At 61.3% G+C, this 14,924-nt stretch carries 17 protein-coding genes; 7 read left to right on the forward strand and 10 right to left on the reverse strand.

Annotated features, from left to right (window positions below; translation table 11 throughout):
* A partial coding sequence (locus tag VL202_RS18830) for a hypothetical protein (protein WP_325465613.1) occupies positions 1–725 on the forward strand: 725 nt, incomplete at its 5' end.
* Between the two features lie 18 nt (positions 726–743).
* On the opposite strand, the gene VL202_RS18835 is transcribed toward VL202_RS18830, so the two are convergent.
* The gene (locus VL202_RS18835) at positions 744–1,322 is read right to left on the reverse strand and encodes a J domain-containing protein (RefSeq protein WP_325465614.1); all 579 of its coding nucleotides are present in this window, start codon (positions 1,320–1,322) and stop codon (positions 744–746) included.
* A gap of 472 nt (positions 1,323–1,794) precedes the next feature.
* Between VL202_RS18835 and VL202_RS18840 the strand changes: the two genes are divergently transcribed.
* Positions 1,795–2,007 (forward strand): cold-shock protein, encoded by a 213-nt coding sequence (locus tag VL202_RS18840; RefSeq protein WP_037095903.1) that lies wholly within the window; start codon positions 1,795–1,797, stop codon positions 2,005–2,007.
* Positions 2,008–2,141: 134 nt separating this feature from the next.
* Here VL202_RS18840 and dusA read toward each other — a convergent pair whose 3' ends face one another.
* From dusA to VL202_RS18855, 3 genes are all read right to left on the reverse strand, one after another.
* A complete protein-coding gene (gene dusA, locus VL202_RS18845; protein ID WP_325465615.1) occupies positions 2,142–3,242 on the reverse strand; it encodes a tRNA dihydrouridine(20/20a) synthase DusA in 1,101 nt (366 codons plus the stop codon).
* Positions 3,243–3,525: 283 nt separating this feature from the next.
* Positions 3,526–3,768 (reverse strand): DUF982 domain-containing protein, encoded by a 243-nt coding sequence (locus tag VL202_RS18850; protein WP_325465616.1) that lies wholly within the window; start codon positions 3,766–3,768, stop codon positions 3,526–3,528.
* A 250-nt stretch (positions 3,769–4,018) separates the two neighbouring features.
* Entirely contained in the window at positions 4,019–4,261 is a 243-nt protein-coding gene (locus tag VL202_RS18855; protein ID WP_325465617.1) for a hypothetical protein, read from the reverse strand.
* 288 nt (positions 4,262–4,549) lie between these two features.
* On the opposite strand from VL202_RS18855, the gene VL202_RS18860 reads away from it, so the two are divergent.
* Both VL202_RS18860 and VL202_RS18865 read left to right on the forward strand, forming a co-directional pair.
* Positions 4,550–4,753, forward strand: a complete 204-nt coding sequence (locus tag VL202_RS18860; protein WP_325465618.1) for a hypothetical protein — start codon at positions 4,550–4,552, stop codon at positions 4,751–4,753.
* Positions 4,754–5,036: 283 nt separating this feature from the next.
* A complete protein-coding gene (locus tag VL202_RS18865; RefSeq protein ID WP_325465619.1) occupies positions 5,037–5,567 on the forward strand; it encodes a gamma carbonic anhydrase family protein in 531 nt (176 codons plus the stop codon).
* A 6-nt stretch (positions 5,568–5,573) separates the two neighbouring features.
* On the opposite strand, the gene VL202_RS18870 is transcribed toward VL202_RS18865, so the two are convergent.
* From VL202_RS18870 to VL202_RS18885, 4 genes are all read right to left on the reverse strand, one after another.
* Positions 5,574–7,880, reverse strand: coding sequence for a heavy metal translocating P-type ATPase (locus tag VL202_RS18870; protein ID WP_325465626.1), 2,307 nt, complete (start codon positions 7,878–7,880; stop codon positions 5,574–5,576).
* Between the two features lie 127 nt (positions 7,881–8,007).
* Positions 8,008–8,409 carry a Fur family transcriptional regulator gene (locus VL202_RS18875; protein WP_325465627.1) on the reverse strand — a complete coding sequence of 134 codons (402 nt, stop codon included), beginning with the start codon at positions 8,407–8,409 and terminating at the stop codon, positions 8,008–8,010.
* Positions 8,406–9,239 (reverse strand): zinc ABC transporter permease subunit ZnuB, encoded by an 834-nt coding sequence (gene znuB / locus VL202_RS18880; RefSeq protein WP_325465620.1) that lies wholly within the window; start codon positions 9,237–9,239, stop codon positions 8,406–8,408. Before znuB ends, VL202_RS18875 begins: the two co-directional genes overlap by 4 nt.
* Entirely contained in the window at positions 9,232–10,167 is a 936-nt protein-coding gene (locus tag VL202_RS18885) for a metal ABC transporter ATP-binding protein (protein WP_325465621.1), read from the reverse strand. Before VL202_RS18885 ends, znuB begins: the two co-directional genes overlap by 8 nt.
* A 102-nt stretch (positions 10,168–10,269) precedes the next feature.
* Between VL202_RS18885 and znuA the strand changes: the two genes are divergently transcribed.
* Complete coding sequence (znuA, locus tag VL202_RS18890; protein ID WP_325465622.1) at positions 10,270–11,256, forward strand: zinc ABC transporter substrate-binding protein ZnuA; 987 nt, start codon at positions 10,270–10,272, stop codon at positions 11,254–11,256.
* A gap of 104 nt (positions 11,257–11,360) precedes the next feature.
* Here znuA and VL202_RS18895 read toward each other — a convergent pair whose 3' ends face one another.
* Positions 11,361–11,714: an RcnB family protein gene (locus VL202_RS18895; protein WP_325465623.1), complete on the reverse strand. Its 354-nt coding sequence runs from the start codon at positions 11,712–11,714 to the stop codon at positions 11,361–11,363.
* Positions 11,715–11,843: 129 nt separating this feature from the next.
* Complete coding sequence (locus VL202_RS18900; protein WP_325465628.1) at positions 11,844–13,466, reverse strand: glycoside hydrolase family 43 protein; 1,623 nt, start codon at positions 13,464–13,466, stop codon at positions 11,844–11,846.
* 383 nt (positions 13,467–13,849) lie between these two features.
* On the opposite strand from VL202_RS18900, the gene VL202_RS18905 reads away from it, so the two are divergent.
* On the forward strand, positions 13,850–14,425 hold the full coding sequence (locus VL202_RS18905) for a TRAP transporter small permease subunit (RefSeq protein ID WP_325465624.1): 576 nt from the start codon (positions 13,850–13,852) through the stop codon (positions 14,423–14,425).
* Positions 14,422–14,924, forward strand: a 503-nt coding sequence (locus tag VL202_RS18910) for a TRAP transporter large permease subunit (protein ID WP_325465625.1), incomplete at its 3' end; no start/stop codon positions are given. The genes VL202_RS18905 and VL202_RS18910, both read left to right, overlap by 4 nt.

Below are 14,924 nucleotides of genomic sequence, written 5' to 3' on the forward strand. Positions count from 1 at the left end.
TCGGGGTCCAGGCGAAATTTCCCCTCCGCAGGCTGTTGCTGCTGCGGGCGTGCGATGCACAGAGGGCCGATAAGGCCGTAGCGGAAAAAGTGCGTGGGCAAAAACCGCCGAACGGGGCGCTGGCGAGAGCCACTTTCCCACCCCACCCCGAGGCTCTCGCGAGCGCCGCGTCCGATTGCCGGCCATCCGCCGGCGGACGGACGAAAACCCAAGGCCCGAATGCGGCCGAAGAAAGAAATGAGGCACGACACGGACCGCTGTGGCCGCGTGACCGCATCGCCGCGTCCACCAGATTGGAGAGCGCCATGATGTATCACTTGAACCCGGAGAACAGCGAACAGGCGAAACTGCCGGCCCGCATCATGGAGGTCCTGCTGCCGACGGAGCGCTGCGACCGGCCCGCCTGCCGAAGGCTTGGCCGCTGCTGCAGCGAAACGCCCATTGCGCCGCCCTGTCTGGCAAGGCTCGACACCCCCATGCGGAAATCTTACGATCGTCTGCTGGAGACATGCGTGCGGTACGAGCAGTGCAAGCTCGACATCATCTTCAACACCAACGCTGCGCTGTCCAATGCCTTTCTGGTGCTGGCGTTCGAACTCGTCCGCCGCGTCCAGCCGCGCGGCCACTGGCTGCATGCGGCCTTGCCGCGATGGTATCGTATCGAAGGCAGACGGGTGCCGCGCCCGGACCTGCAGGCGGCCCTGGATGCATGGAAAAGGCTTTGAAGGATGATGGGCGCCGCCCTATTCCGCCGCCTGTTCCAAAAACTCCAGCTCGTAGGAATAGCCTTCCAGCATCGTATAGGCCTGCTCGATCGCCTCGATCTGCACTTCTGCGCTGCGGATGGCCTCGGCGATGGACTGGGAGCGGGTGCGCAGCATGGCGCCGAGCACGTCGGCGGCGGGACGGCGGCCGAGCCGATCGATATGCTGGCGGACGCGGGCGCGGTGGCGTTCCAGCTCGAGAATGTGGAAGCGGCTCTTGACGATGTCGTCGGACAGTTTGCGGCGCATGGCGGCGACGGGATCGAAGCTGCCGGGCTCGCGTTCGTCGAGGATGAAGTCGTTGACCAGCGTTTCGAGCCGCAGGATGCCCTGGAGATCGCGCGGGTCGGCCAGTTGCGGGTCGTAGCCGGTATTGTCATAGACCTTGCGGCGCACCGGGTCCTTCAACAGGTCGTAGCAGGCCTGCAGCCGGCCGAAGGTCTCGGTATCGCCGCCGCTGTCGGGATGGGCGGTCTTGGCGGTCTTGCGCCAGGCCGCCTTGATCGCCTGTTCGTCGGCGTCGCGCCCGACACCGAGCGTTTCATAGGGATCGATCACGGCCTACCTCTTGCATCAACACTCACCCTGCCCCTGACCTAACGGCTCACCGGGCCGGCATCAACCCCGAAGCGGCGATGCCCACCGCTCCTTTTCCGTCATGGTCGGGACCAAATTGTGGTGAGAATGGACGGCTGGGCGATTTCCCGGAATCTGAGCAAAAGCACGGCCTTGGTGCATGCCGGTCAAACACGACGCTCGGTTGAATGAGCAGGATTAAACGCTTGCTATTTTCTTTTTTTGCTGCAAATATTTCGGCGTTCGGGCGTTTTCAATCCCGGAGACTGGACTGGCTGTATGGTCCCGGAGACATCCGGGCGTGTCGGTAACACGGCACTGTAGACGTTCTTTCCCCGTTATCGTGACTTCACCGACTGGCTTTCCGAAATAAAGACACAACCGGAAAGAAAAAAGCGTCTCCACCCTGGCAGGGGTGAGGACACATCATTTGAGGGAAAAAAGGACTTCTCCCATGGCCACCAAGGGCACCGTAAAATTCTTCAACCAGGACAAGGGTTTTGGTTTCATCACGCCGGAAGGCGGCGCCAAGGACGTTTTCGTCCACATCTCCGCGCTGCAGGCCGCTGGTCTCCAGACCCTGAAGGACGGCCAGCAGGTCACCTTCGACACCGAGCCGGATCGCATGGGCAAAGGCCCGAAGGCCGTCAACATCCAGGCTGACTAAGCCTCGATCTGATCGCTTTGCGATATCGATTTGAACGGCGTCTCTCGGGGCGCCGTTTTTTTCTGGCCGCGATTATCCCCCGTGGCATCAAGCCGTGCCATGATCGATGGGCGGATGAAGCCGAAGCGGCAGGCCTATTCCGCCGCCTGCTTCGCCTCTGCAGCCGTAAAGACCGCCTCGAAGGCGGCGGCGATCACCTCGGGTCCGGCCCCGGCCCGCGTTGCATCGGACGACAGGATCTGGCGGAAGCGCCGGGCGCCCGGCCAGCCCTGGAACAGCCCGACCATATGCCGGGTGACATGAATGAGCCGGCCGCCGGCGGCGATATGGCGGGTCGAATAAGCCATCATCGCGTCGCGAACACCGGCCCAGAAGTCCAGCGACTGCCGGTGGCCATTGGCGGTGAAGGCTTCGCCCGCTTGGTCGATCGGTGCGGCGCCCGTCAGCGGATGCGGAAAAAATCCGTCCGTGGCCGTCAGCATGGCACTATCATGATAGGCGGCCCGGCCAAGCATGACGCCATCGAGCGGCACGTCCTGGTTCAGTTCGTCAAGGGCCTGATTCAAAGTGCCAAGACCGCCGTTGATCCCGATGAAAAGGTTCGGGTTTTCCGCTTTCAGCCGGTGCACCAGCGGATAGTCCAGCGGCGGAATATCCCGGTTCTCCTTCGGCGAAAGTCCCTGCAGCCAGGCCTTGCGCGCATGCACCCAGACGGCATCGGTGCCGGCCTCGATCACGCGGGACACGAGGTCGCGCAGGGCGAGTTCCGGCTCCTGGTCGTCGACCCCGATCCGGCACTTCACCGTCACCGGGATCGAAACCTTCGCCTTCATCGCCGCGACGCACTCGGCCACCACCGCCGGCTCGCGCATCAGGCAGGCGCCGAACGTGCCGGACTGCACCCGGTCCGACGGACAGCCGACATTCATGTTGATCTCGGCATAGCCGAACTCTTCCCCGATCCGGGCCGCTTCCGCCATCTTCGCGGGATCATTGCCGCCCAGCTGCAGCGCCACCGGATGTTCGGCGTTATCGAAACCGAGGAGCCGCTGCCGGTCACCGCGCAGGACCGCCTCCGCCACGATCATCTCCGTGTAGAGCAGCGCATGTTTCGAAAGCGTTCGGGCGAAGAACCGATAATGACGGTCCGTCCAGTCGATCATCGGGGCAACGGCAAAGACCGGCGCATGAAAATACCGGCTGTCGCTCCGTGTTGCTTCGGATGGGATCGTCATATCGCTGGTCTCGGATTGTTGCGCTCGGCAAATACGGCATCAAGCCGGCTTCGCGCCGATATACAGCGCCTGCGAGAGAAAAGCGAGTGGCCGAAAACACGGGTCCTTGCAACAGTCATTATGACGGTTGCGGCTGGATTTTGAACTGTAACGCCTCCCGCGGACATATTGTGAAAAATATGCCCCGGCGCCGGATGCCAGTTTCCCCGGCGCATATGGATGACGTAAGATGCCTCGCTGTAAGACATGACAGCAGCGTGGCTGTCAGGTTTGCGGCGCTTGATTAATGGGCCTGAAGCTGTGCCTCCTTGGCAGCCGAAATGAAGACTTCCCTTGCTTCCTCGGCCGACTTGCGGCCATCGAGCGCTGCGCGGCAGAAGCTGCGTGCGGCGACGTAACGAGGACCGCGAAGGTCGGGCCAGGTGTCCATGAGGCAGATGAGAGCGTCGAACGGACCCTGGACCATCTGGGATCCCTGGTGGGTGAAACCAACTTCGACGGGGTTTGTCCATTTTGTATTTGGCATGAGCGTCTCCTCCAATTGTCTTGCCACTACAAACACACGATAGCGGATTTGGTTCCGGCTGGGCAGTCCCATCAGACGAAAAAAGCCTGCCGCGGGAGGAGGTGCGGCAGGCTTTCGAAGATGATCCACGGTCGGGAGGAGGTGACCGCTGATCGATCGCAGCTTTCCGGGAGGAGATGAATCACTGCGATGGCCCAAATGTAATGCTGCAATGCGTCACAATCAACAAGAATTTGACGCAATGCAGCATTTACCGGTGACGTCGTCGTGTCGGCGCCGATGCGCCACCGATCATATATCCGGCGACAAAAGCCGCAGCGCCGAAGACCAGCAGGAGCGTGCTGGTGGCCGAAGGATGATCCTGCGCGGTTTGCACCACGGCACCCGCTTCGTTGCGGACATAGCCCGCCGCCTGCTTCGCCTTGGCTGTCATACCGCTGTCTTGGTCGAGTTCGCCGGTAAACCCGGTTCGCAGAGTCTTGATATTCGCCATCATGCGCTCCTGTGTTCCGCTGTTAAAACGCGCCGAAAACAAGAATGTTCCAGGCAAATCAGAAGATATGCCCTTGCGATGGGCGCATGCTCACAAATCGGCTGCATGCCGCATAGTCAAAACCGCCGACCATGCATTCTGCGATACGAATCAACGCATTTGCCGAGAAATTACTGTTGCACATCCTTCATGTGTGGCTCAGTATTCAGTGAGGTGCCTCATAAAAACCAATTTCGGAGTAGCTACTAAGGCTCAGAATAAAAAAAACGACAGACGGGAGTGGAAAACATGGTTGAGGAAAATCTGTACCGCATCGTTGAAGTGAGCCTGAAGCGCGGAGCCGATCGCCGCGACGTCGGCATCATGACGGTCCGCCAGGCTCTGGAACTGCCAAATGTCCCCAGCTTGGAATATACACATCCCGAACGCAATTCCCGCACAGGCGGCCGGCTCCTGACGCGCGATCAGCTACAGGCTTACGTCTGCAGCTAACCCATCGACTGCCAAAGGCGGCCTTCCGGTATTCGCATCGAATGCCCGCTCCCACCACACGCTGTACCGCTCTTTCGTCTGCACATCCATCAATCCGGCCCGGCCCAAATCCAATTGGATATCTGTCTCGACACTGACGATATCCTTTTGAAGATGGGGATGTCGGCGCGCCGCGCGAAGATTTCTTGCTGCCGATCCCCACACATCCATGACATGCTATCCTGCTGCATCACCGCCATGCCGATGGCGGCCGTGACCATTCCGCACGAAAGAAAGAAACCACATGCCGCGATACGCCCTCGGTCTCCATCGACCCGAAACGCCCTCCGAGGGCAGCTACTGGATTGCGCCCGATGCGCATGTGATCGGTCATGTGACGTTGGGCGAGGATGTCGGCGTCTGGTTCGGCGCGGTGCTGCGCGGTGACAACGAGCCGATCAGGATCGGCGATCGCACCAATATCCAGGAGGGCGTCGTCGTGCATGTCGATCCCGGTTTTCCGGTGACGATCGGCGAAGGCTGCACGATCGGTCATCGCGCCATCGTCCATGGCTGCGTGATCGGCGACAATTCGCTGATCGGCATGGGTGCAACAATTCTCAACGGCGCCGTGATCGGCAACAACTGCCTCGTCGGGGCCAACGCGCTGGTAACGGAAGGCAAGGTCTTTCCGGACAATTCCCTGATCGTGGGAGCACCGGCAAAGGCCATCCGCCTCCTGGATGAGACGGCCATCGCCGGACTTCAGAAATCCGCCGACAGCTATGTCCGCAAATGGCAGCTGTTTGCGACCAGTTTGTCGATCATCGAATGACGACTTTTAGAGCTTCAATCGCTTCAGGCGTAGCGCATTGGCCACGACCGAGACCGACGAGAGGCTCATGGCGGCAGCGGCCAGCATCGGCGACAGCAAGTGCCCGGTGATGGGATAGAGCAGCCCCGCCGCGACGGGCACGCCGATGGCGTTGTAGCCAAAGGCGAACATCAGGTTCTGGCGAATGTTCGACAGCGTTGCCTTCGACAGGGCGCGAGCCCGGACGATGCCGGAGAGATCGCCCTTCAGGAGGGTGATGCCGGCGCTCTCCAGCGCGACGTCGGCGCCGGTGCCCATGGCAATGCCGACATCGGCACCCGCCAGTGCCGGCGCGTCGTTGATACCGTCGCCCGCCATGGCAACCACCCTGCCCTCGGCCTTCAGTCGCTCGACCAGCGCCCTCTTGCTTTCCGGCAGTTGATCGGCGGCGACATCATCGATTCCCAGCGCTTTCGCCACCGCCTCGGCTGTGACGGCATTATCGCCCGTCGCCATGATGATCCGGATGCCGTCGGCCCGCAGCGCACGGATGGCTTCGACCGCGTTCAGCTTGACCTGATCGGCCAGCGCCAGCAATCCGGCGGACTGACCGTTGACGGCGATGTACAGCACCGTACGGCCGTTCTGGCGCAAACTCTCTGCATGATCGGAAAAGACTGTGATATCGACCCCGGCATCGGCCATCATCGCGGAATTGCCGGCCAGCACCGTCTCCCCGTCGACCCGGCCGGAGACGCCCTTGCCGTTGATGGCAATGAAGTCTGTGACGTCCAGAAGCATCGCGTCGCGTGCCGCCGCACCGGCAACGATGGCTTCGGCAAGCGGATGCTCCGAGCCCTTTTCCAGCGATGCGGCGAGCGTCAGCAACCGGTTCTGCGGGAAGGAGGGGTGCACGAGCACTTCGGTCAGGCGCGGCTTGCCTTCGGTCAGCGTTCCGGTCTTGTCGACGATCAGCGTATCGACGGCGGCAAGACGCTCAAGCGCCGCAGCCTCGCGGACCAGCACGCCCGACTGTGCGCCCCTGCCCGTCGCTGTCATGATCGAGATCGGTGTCGCCAGCCCCAGTGCACAGGGGCAGGCAATGATCAGCACCGAAACGGCGGCCACCAGCCCGTAGATGAAAGATGGTTCCGGGCCAAGGATAAGCCAGGCGGTGAAGGCAAGCGCCGCGATCACGACCACCGTCGGCACGAACCAGCCCGATACCCGATCGGCAAGTTTCTGGATCGGCGCACGCGACCGCTGGGCAGCCGCGACCATCTCGACGATCTGCGACAGTACGCTGTCGCTGCCGACCTTTTCGGCGCGCACCACCAACGTGCCGTTGCGATTGATGGTGCCGCCAGTCACAGTGGCGCCCACGGCCTTCTCCACGGGCAGAGGCTCGCCGGTGATCAGGCTTTCGTCGATGCTGGAGCGGCCTTCGGTGACGACGCCATCAACCGGAACAGCCTCGCCGGGGCGCACGCGGACATGATCGCCGGACAGGATGTTTTCGAGCGGCACATCCTGCTCGGTGCGGTCTGGCTGGATGCGTCGTGCCGTCTTTGGCGAAAGGTCCATCAGCGCGCGGATCGCGTCGCCGGTTCGCTCCCGTGCCCGCAGTTCGAGGATCTGGCCGACGAAGACGAGAGCGACGATGACGGTCGCCGCTTCGAAATAGACGGCGACATCCCCCTGATGCCCACCGAACTCCATGGGAAAGAGGCTCGGGAGCAGCGTCGCGACGACGCTGTAGAGATAGGCTGCCCCGACGCCGAGCATGACCAGCGTCCACATGTTGTAATGGCCGCTGCGGACAGAGACCCAGCCGCGCTCGAAAAACGGCCTGGCGGCCCAGAGCACGACCGGAGTGGCGAGGATCAATTCGAGATAGGACGACAGACGACCACCAATCCAATCGCGGATCGGCAGGCCGAGCATCGGCCCCATGGAAAGGACGGCCAGTGGCACGGCGCAGGCGAGACTGACCCGGAAGCGCCGGGTGAAATCGATCAGTTCGTGGTTGGGCCCGTCAATCGGAGCGCCCATCGGCTCCAGGGCCATGCCGCAGATCGGGCAGGCTCCCGGTACATCGCGGACGATTTCCGGATCCATCGGGCACGTATACTGTGTGGGCTTCCTGGCGACCTTCGGCTTGTTCTTCGCGTGACCGGACAGGAAGAACCAGGGATCCGCGCCGAAACGGTCATGACAGCGCTGGCTGCAGAAGTGATAGGTCGTGCCGCGATAGCCGAGGCTGGGTTTGCCGGCATTCAGCTTGACGGTCATGCCGCAGACCGGGTCGATCGCAGTGTCCGCCATGTCATGCATATGGTGCGCTTCACCGTGCCCATGCTGATGGGCGGAGAACAGGAAATCGGCAATCGAATCGTGATTGTTCACGGATGAATCTCGACAGGCTGGGATGAAACAAGACTTTGATCGTTGGCTGTGCGTACTACGCGCAGGTGCAATTCTGGCAATGGCCGCGAATCTCGATCGTCGTCTTCTCGGTCTTGAAATGCCGGCTGCCGGCGAGAACGGAAAGCCGCTCCTCCATGGCCGCATCGTGCATCTCGGCGACCATGCCGCAATCCTCGCAGATCGCGAAGGCCGTCACGCCGTGATCATGGTGATGATGATCCGGATGGGTGCAGGCAACAAAGGAGTTCATGCTTTCCAGCCGATGGATCAGGCCGAACTCCAGGAGCTTGTCGAGCGCCCGGTACACCTGCAACGGCGCGCGAAACCCGTGGTCACGCAGCTTGTCGAGGATCGTATAGGCGCTGAGGGGACCTTCGGCATGGGTCAGCGTGTCAAACACCAGCGATTGGTTCTTGGTCAGTTGCTGTGCCATCAGTGATGCCCTCCATGCGTTGAATGTATGGCCGTCTCGGTCTCGACGCTGCGCCGGAACGGCAGAAGGCTGAGCACGAACAGCCCCATCGCGGCGACCACGATCGACGGACCCGACGGCGTATCGAAATGCAGCGACCCGAACAACCCGCCGGTGACCGCAAGCGCACCGATCACCGAAGCGAGCACGGCCATGATCTCCGGCGAAGTGGCGAAACGCCTTGCCGTTGCGGCCGGGATGATCAGCAGCGAGGTGATGAGCAGGATACCGACGATCTTCATGGCAATGGCGATCACCAGCGCCATCAAAAGCATGAAATAGAGCCGTGCCTTTTCCGGCTGCAGGCCTTCGGCCTCCGCGAGTTCCGGATTGACGGTGGATGCAAGCAGCGGCCGCCAGAGATAGACGATCGCCGCCAGCACCAGGATGCCGCCGCCCCAGACGAGATCGATATCGGCCTCGGAGACGGCGAGGATGTCGCCGAACAGGAAGCCGACGAGATCGATCCGCACCCAGGTCATGAAGGCGACCATGACGAGGCCGATCGACAGGGCCGAATGGGAGAGGATACCGAGCAGCGCATCCGTCGACAGGGCACCACGCCTTTGCAGGAGCAGCAGGAGAAGCGATACGGCCGCCGCGACGATGAAGACGCTGAGCATCAGGTTGAGATCGAACAGCAGCGACAGAGCCACGCCCAGCAGGGCGGAGTGCGCCATCGTATCGCCGAAATAGGCCATGCGCCGCCAGATGACGAAGCAGCCGAGCGGCCCCACAGTAATGGCGAGACCGATGCCGGCAATGAGCGCTCGGGTGAAGAAATCGTCAAACACGGCCTTGCTCCTTGCTTAGATCCGGCTCCTTGTTGTCGAAGCCCTGCAGACGGCTCTTGAAACCACAGCCGCAATTCGGACCATGGACGTGATCGTGCGCATGATCGTGGTCGCCATTGCCATGATGGTGGCCGTCGCCGGGATGGCAGTGGTCGGTAATGGTGCCGTCGGTATGCAGCACCCGGCCGTCGGGCAGATGGGTATGGTCGTGGTCGTGACTGTAGACGGCGAGCGTCTGGGCGGCACGGCTTCCGAACAGCCGCAGATATTCCGGGCTGCGGCTCACCATTTGCGGCGTGCCGCGACAGCAGACATGGCCGTTGAGGCAGATCACCGTATCGGTCTCTGCCATGACGACGTGAAGATCGTGCGAAATCAGCAGGATGCCACAGCCGGTCTGGTTGCGGATCGACTTGATCAGGTCATAGAGCGCGATCTCGCCGGAAAAATCGACACCCTGCACCGGCTCGTCGAGAACGAGGAGATCGGGTTTGCGGGCAACGGCGCGGGCGAGCAGCGCCCGTTGGAATTCGCCGCCAGAGAGATGCTGCACCTCGGCGCGGGCGAGATGGGAAATGCCGGTCGAATGCAGGGCCTCCTCAATTTCCCGGCCCTTCAGCGGCCCGGTCAGGGTCATCAGGCGCTCGACGGTCAGCGGTAACGTCCAGTCGATGGAGAGTTTTTGAGGAACATAGCCGACCTTCAGGCCCGGCTTCTTCTCGACCCAGCCCTCGTCGGGCTTCATCACGCCGATCGCGGTCTTGGCTGTCGTCGATTTGCCCGAGCCGTTCGGGCCGATCAGCGTGACGATCTCGCCGCGATTGATCGAAAACTCGACGCCGCGCACCAGCCAGCGGCCGTTGCGGCGCACACCGGCATTGCTCAGCGTGACCAGTGACGTCTGGGAAGGTCTGGAAAAATTCATCATCGAAAAATCCGAATGGGGTGTTGCCAGTCGCTATGCCACACGTTATAGCATTACGCAATTGATGTAATAACATTACATTGATTTACAAGACAGGAGTCCCGCATGAACCTGAAAAAATCCCTTCTCCTTACATCCTCCCTCCTCTTCGCCCCCCTCCAGTTCCTGACCGCCGGCACCGCCCATGCCGAAGCGCCCAATGTGGTCGTGTCCATCAAGCCGATCCACTCGCTGGTCGCCTCGATCATGCAGGGCGTCGGCGAGCCGTCACTGATCGTCGAAGGCGCCGCCTCCCCGCACACCTACAGCATGAAGCCCTCGAATGCATCTGCGCTCGAAAATGCAAAGATCGTCTTCTGGGTCGGCCACGGCCTGGAAGCCTTTCTGGAAAAGCCGCTGGAAACGCTCGGCAACGGCGCCACCATCGTCGAACTCGACGATGCACCGGGCCTTGAAAAGCTGAAGTTCCGCGAAGGCGGCGCGTTCGAACCGCATGACGACGGCGACGAGCACGAGGCCGGCGCGGAGCACGCCCATTCCGGCGAGGAAGCCCATCATCACGACGAGGGCGAATATGATATGCATCTCTGGCTGGACCCTGCCAATGCCAAGGCGATGGCCACCCAGATCGAGAAGACATTGGCCGAGGCCGATCCCGCCAATGCCGCAGCCTACAAGACCAATCTCGACGCGCTGAATGCCCGCCTCGATACGCTCGACAAGACGATTGCGGACACGATCGCGCCGATCAAGGACAAGCCCTTCATCGTCTTCCACGACGCTTACCAGTATTTCGAGCATCGCTATCACGTGAAGGTGGCGGGCTCGATCACCGTCAGCCCGGAAACCTTGCCCGGCGCGCAGCGCCTGTCCGATATCCACGCCAAGATCGTCGAACTGGGTGCGACCTGCGTCTTCGCCGAGCCGCAATTCGAACCGAAGCTCGTCAACGTCGTGCTGGAGGGCACGCCGGCGAAATCCGGCACGCTGGATCCGGAAGCCGCCACGCTCGACGCCGGGCCGGATCTCTATTTCCAGATGATGGAATCGATCGGCACCTCGCTGAAAGCCTGCCTGTCGTCGGGAAGCTAAATTGCTTCGGCGGTGAAGGTGATGTGAAGGCGGGCAGGATGCCCGCCTTTCTCAATTCATATCCGACCCGAAGGGCTGGGGAGCAACGGATCGGAAAGATTCGCTCAGTGGGTCGCCAGATTGACGATGACGCCGGTGGCGACGCTGATGAGCAGGAAGTCGTTGTCGACCCGGACCCACTGCTGGCCGCGCGGCGGGGCACGCAGCTTGTAGCGGCGATAATCATTGACCGCTGCGATATGGCGGCGCTCGGCCGGCGACAGGCGATGCCCCCGCGCCCAGCGCTTCTTCACGACCACATGCTTTTCGACAACCTTCTTGTTGCCGTGCCTATAGACCCTCTTTTCGACATGTCGCTCCTTCATCTGAGCGACTTCGAACGGCTTTGCCGGCTGCGCGAAAGCCATCGGCGCAGCCAGGAAGGAGCTGGCGACCAGTGCAATCAACAGACGTTTCATTGGGTGTCCTTTCGTTTTTGACACCCTGAAACTACCGCCCCAAAGATGAACGGAAACTGAAACTGAAAATTACAAAATTGTAATGATATCAGATAATTATAAGTATTTCCTGATACAGGATATCATCATTCAATCAGCGATATCCAGCGCCTCGTAGCCAAAATGATCGAAATCGGCAACATGAGCCCGCCCAGATGTATCGAAGGCAAAGAGGCCCGCGAAAGCACCGGTGAACGAACCGTGCTCGCCCCGCCCACCCTCGTCGGAGACGACACCGGCGTCCAGCTCGGGGCCGAGCTTGCGCCATGCGGGATAAGCATCGGTGCGCCAGAAGAACTGCAGGTCGTTGCCGCGAATTTCCATTGCCAGATGTACCCGGCCGACGGGAACTGCAACGCCGCTTTCCACCGGGAAGGTCATGCGACTGTGCGGGAAATCACCGTTGCAGGAAAAGATCGTCACGACCCGGCCGAGCGTTTCATGCAGCGTCACCGCCACCGCATGGAACTTGTGACGGTTGTAATAGTGGGTCAAACCGGCAGCCTGCTGATAGGTGTCCGGCTCGAACTCTACGACGGTTTCCACCCGGAAGGCATGATGCTCCTGCCGGCGTGCCACCAGTGCCTGCTCGAACCAGCTGCCGATGCTTTCGCGCCCGAACAGCCGCAGGAAGCCCGGACGATCCGCCAGTGAGAAGATCCGCTCCGGAACCGGCGTACGCAACCACTGGAACTCGATCGGCAAATCAGGCCCGTCGAACCCGGTCTCGATCTTCGCCGGCTTGTCGATGACGACAGCATCGCCCGGGGCTGGAACATCGACGGCGGGAACGACACCGCCCTGCTCCAGATAGAGCCAGCCGTCATCGCGCCAGACGCATTTCTGCAGCGCCGTCTCGCGGCCGAGCGTACAGCGACGCTGCGGCGCCAGCGGCCGGCCGGTAAGATGCGTGTGGTAGGCTTGCCCGTCCGGCGTCTCGACATATTGCCCGTGCCCTGCCCTCTGCAGGACGGCGTCCGGATGATCCTTGGAGGTGATCAGATGCGTCTGCGGGTGCATCTCATACGGCCCCTCGATCGCGCGGGATCGGGCCATGGTGACGACATGGTCATAGCCGGTGCCGCCCTCGGCGGTGGTCAGGTAATACCAGCCATCGCGCTTGAAGACATGCGGACCTTCCACCAATCCCTGCGCGCTACCGGCGAAGATGTTGCGGATCGTGCCGACCAGGGACTTCGTGACGGGATCCCATTCCTGCAGCAGGATGCCGTCGAAGGCCGGCGATTTCGGCGCGCCGCCAAAACTTTCGGTGCGATGGTTCCACTGCATGTTGAGGAACCATTTGCGGCCGTTGTCATCGTGAAACAGCGACGGGTCGAAACCGGAAGAATTGACATAAATCGGTTCCGACCATTCGCCTTCGATGGTTGGCGAGGTGACGATATAATTATGGGCGTCCTTGAAGTTGCCGTCGAAGCGCTTGACGTCGGTATAGACCAGAAAGAACAGCCCATCGGCATAGGACAGGCATGGCGCCCAGACGCCGCAGCTGTCGGGATTGCCGCGCATGTCGAGCTGGCTTGCCCGCTCCAGCGGCCGGCGCACCAGCGTCCAGTTCACCAGATCACGCGAATGATGGATCTGCACGCCCGGGTACCATTCGAAGGTGGAGGTGGCGATGTAATAATCGTCACCGACACGGCAGATGGACGGGTCAGGGTTGAACCCTGGCAGGATGGGATTGCGGATCATCGCGGTCATGACGAACGTACCTCACGGATTCTTGAGCGCGTATCCAAGCCCGAAATGCAACGCCATTTCAACCCCATCCCGGAAACAATTCCGGCGGAGAGCAAACGCCTCACCGGATCAAACGACATTGACCGGCACGAGCGGTGCGATTGCATATTTAAAGTGCTACAGCGACCTTTGCGCATCATATTTGACGCGCGGCGCTGCAGTCGATTTCTGCCTAGCGTTTGAGCACTTCCGGCAATCCCTTATGCGACTTTGGTATGACGTTGCCAGACTATGCGGGAAAATGCCTGGCTAGACTTGAATCGAGGCTTGAAATCGGCACTGTGGCTATGCTTGAGCAATAAAAATCAAAACCAGCTTGGCGGGGAGGAACACGTATGACCGCACTGCTCGGCATCAGCAGGCTCATCGACCGTGTCACGGAAATCATCGGCAAATCAGTCTCATGGCTGATCCTGGTGGCCGTGCTGGTCAGCGCCGGCAATGCCATTATCCGCAAAATGTTCAACATGTCATCGAACGCCTGGCTCGAAGCGCAGTGGTATCTGTTCGGCGCAGCCTTCATGGGCGCCGCAGCCTATACGCTGAGCCAGAACGAACACATCCGCATCGACGTGGTCTACGGCAAGTTTTCGCGCCGCACCCGGCACTGGATCGACCTGTTCGGCCATGTCTTCTTCCTGATGCCGTTCGTGCTGCTGATGACCTACTATCTCGTACCGTACGTGCTGATGTCGGTCCGCTCGCAGGAAGGCTCGTCCAGTGCCGGCGGTCTGATCGTCTGGCCGGCCAAGGCGGTCCTGCTGTTCGGCTTCATCCTGCTCTTGCTGCAGGGCATTTCGGAGATCATCAAGAAGGTCGCTATCATGCGCGGCGATATGGAAGATCCGACGCCCTACGTACCGACCCATGCGCCGCTCGACGAAGCGGTCAGCCCGGAGGTGCGCCCATGATCGAGTTCATCGCGGTCAACCTTGCACCGATCATGTTCGTCTCATTGATCGTTTTCCTGCTTCTGGGGTACCCGGTTGCGTTCTCACTGGCAGCCAACGGCCTCCTGTTCTTCATCATCGGCGTGGAACTAGCCCCCCTGTCCGCCGGCTCCATCAATCTCTCCTGGCCGCTGCTCAATGCACTGCCGGAACGGTTCTGGGGGGTGATGTCGAACGACACGCTGCTCGCCATTCCGTTCTTTACCTTCATGGGAATCGTGCTCGAGCGATCGGGCATGGCGGAAGACCTGCTCGATACGATCGGCCAATTGTTCGGCCCGGTTCGCGGCGGCCTTGCCTACGCGGTCATCTTCGTTGGCGCATTGCTCGCCGCGACCACGGGCGTCGTCGCCGCCTCGGTCATCGCCATGGGCCTGATCTCGCTGCCGATCATGCTGCGCTACGGATACGACCGGCGCGTCGCATCCGGGGTCATCGCCGCGTCCGGAACGCTGGCCCA

Source organism: Pararhizobium sp., assembly GCF_035497515.1.
Classification (GTDB): domain Bacteria; phylum Pseudomonadota; class Alphaproteobacteria; order Rhizobiales; family Rhizobiaceae; genus Pararhizobium.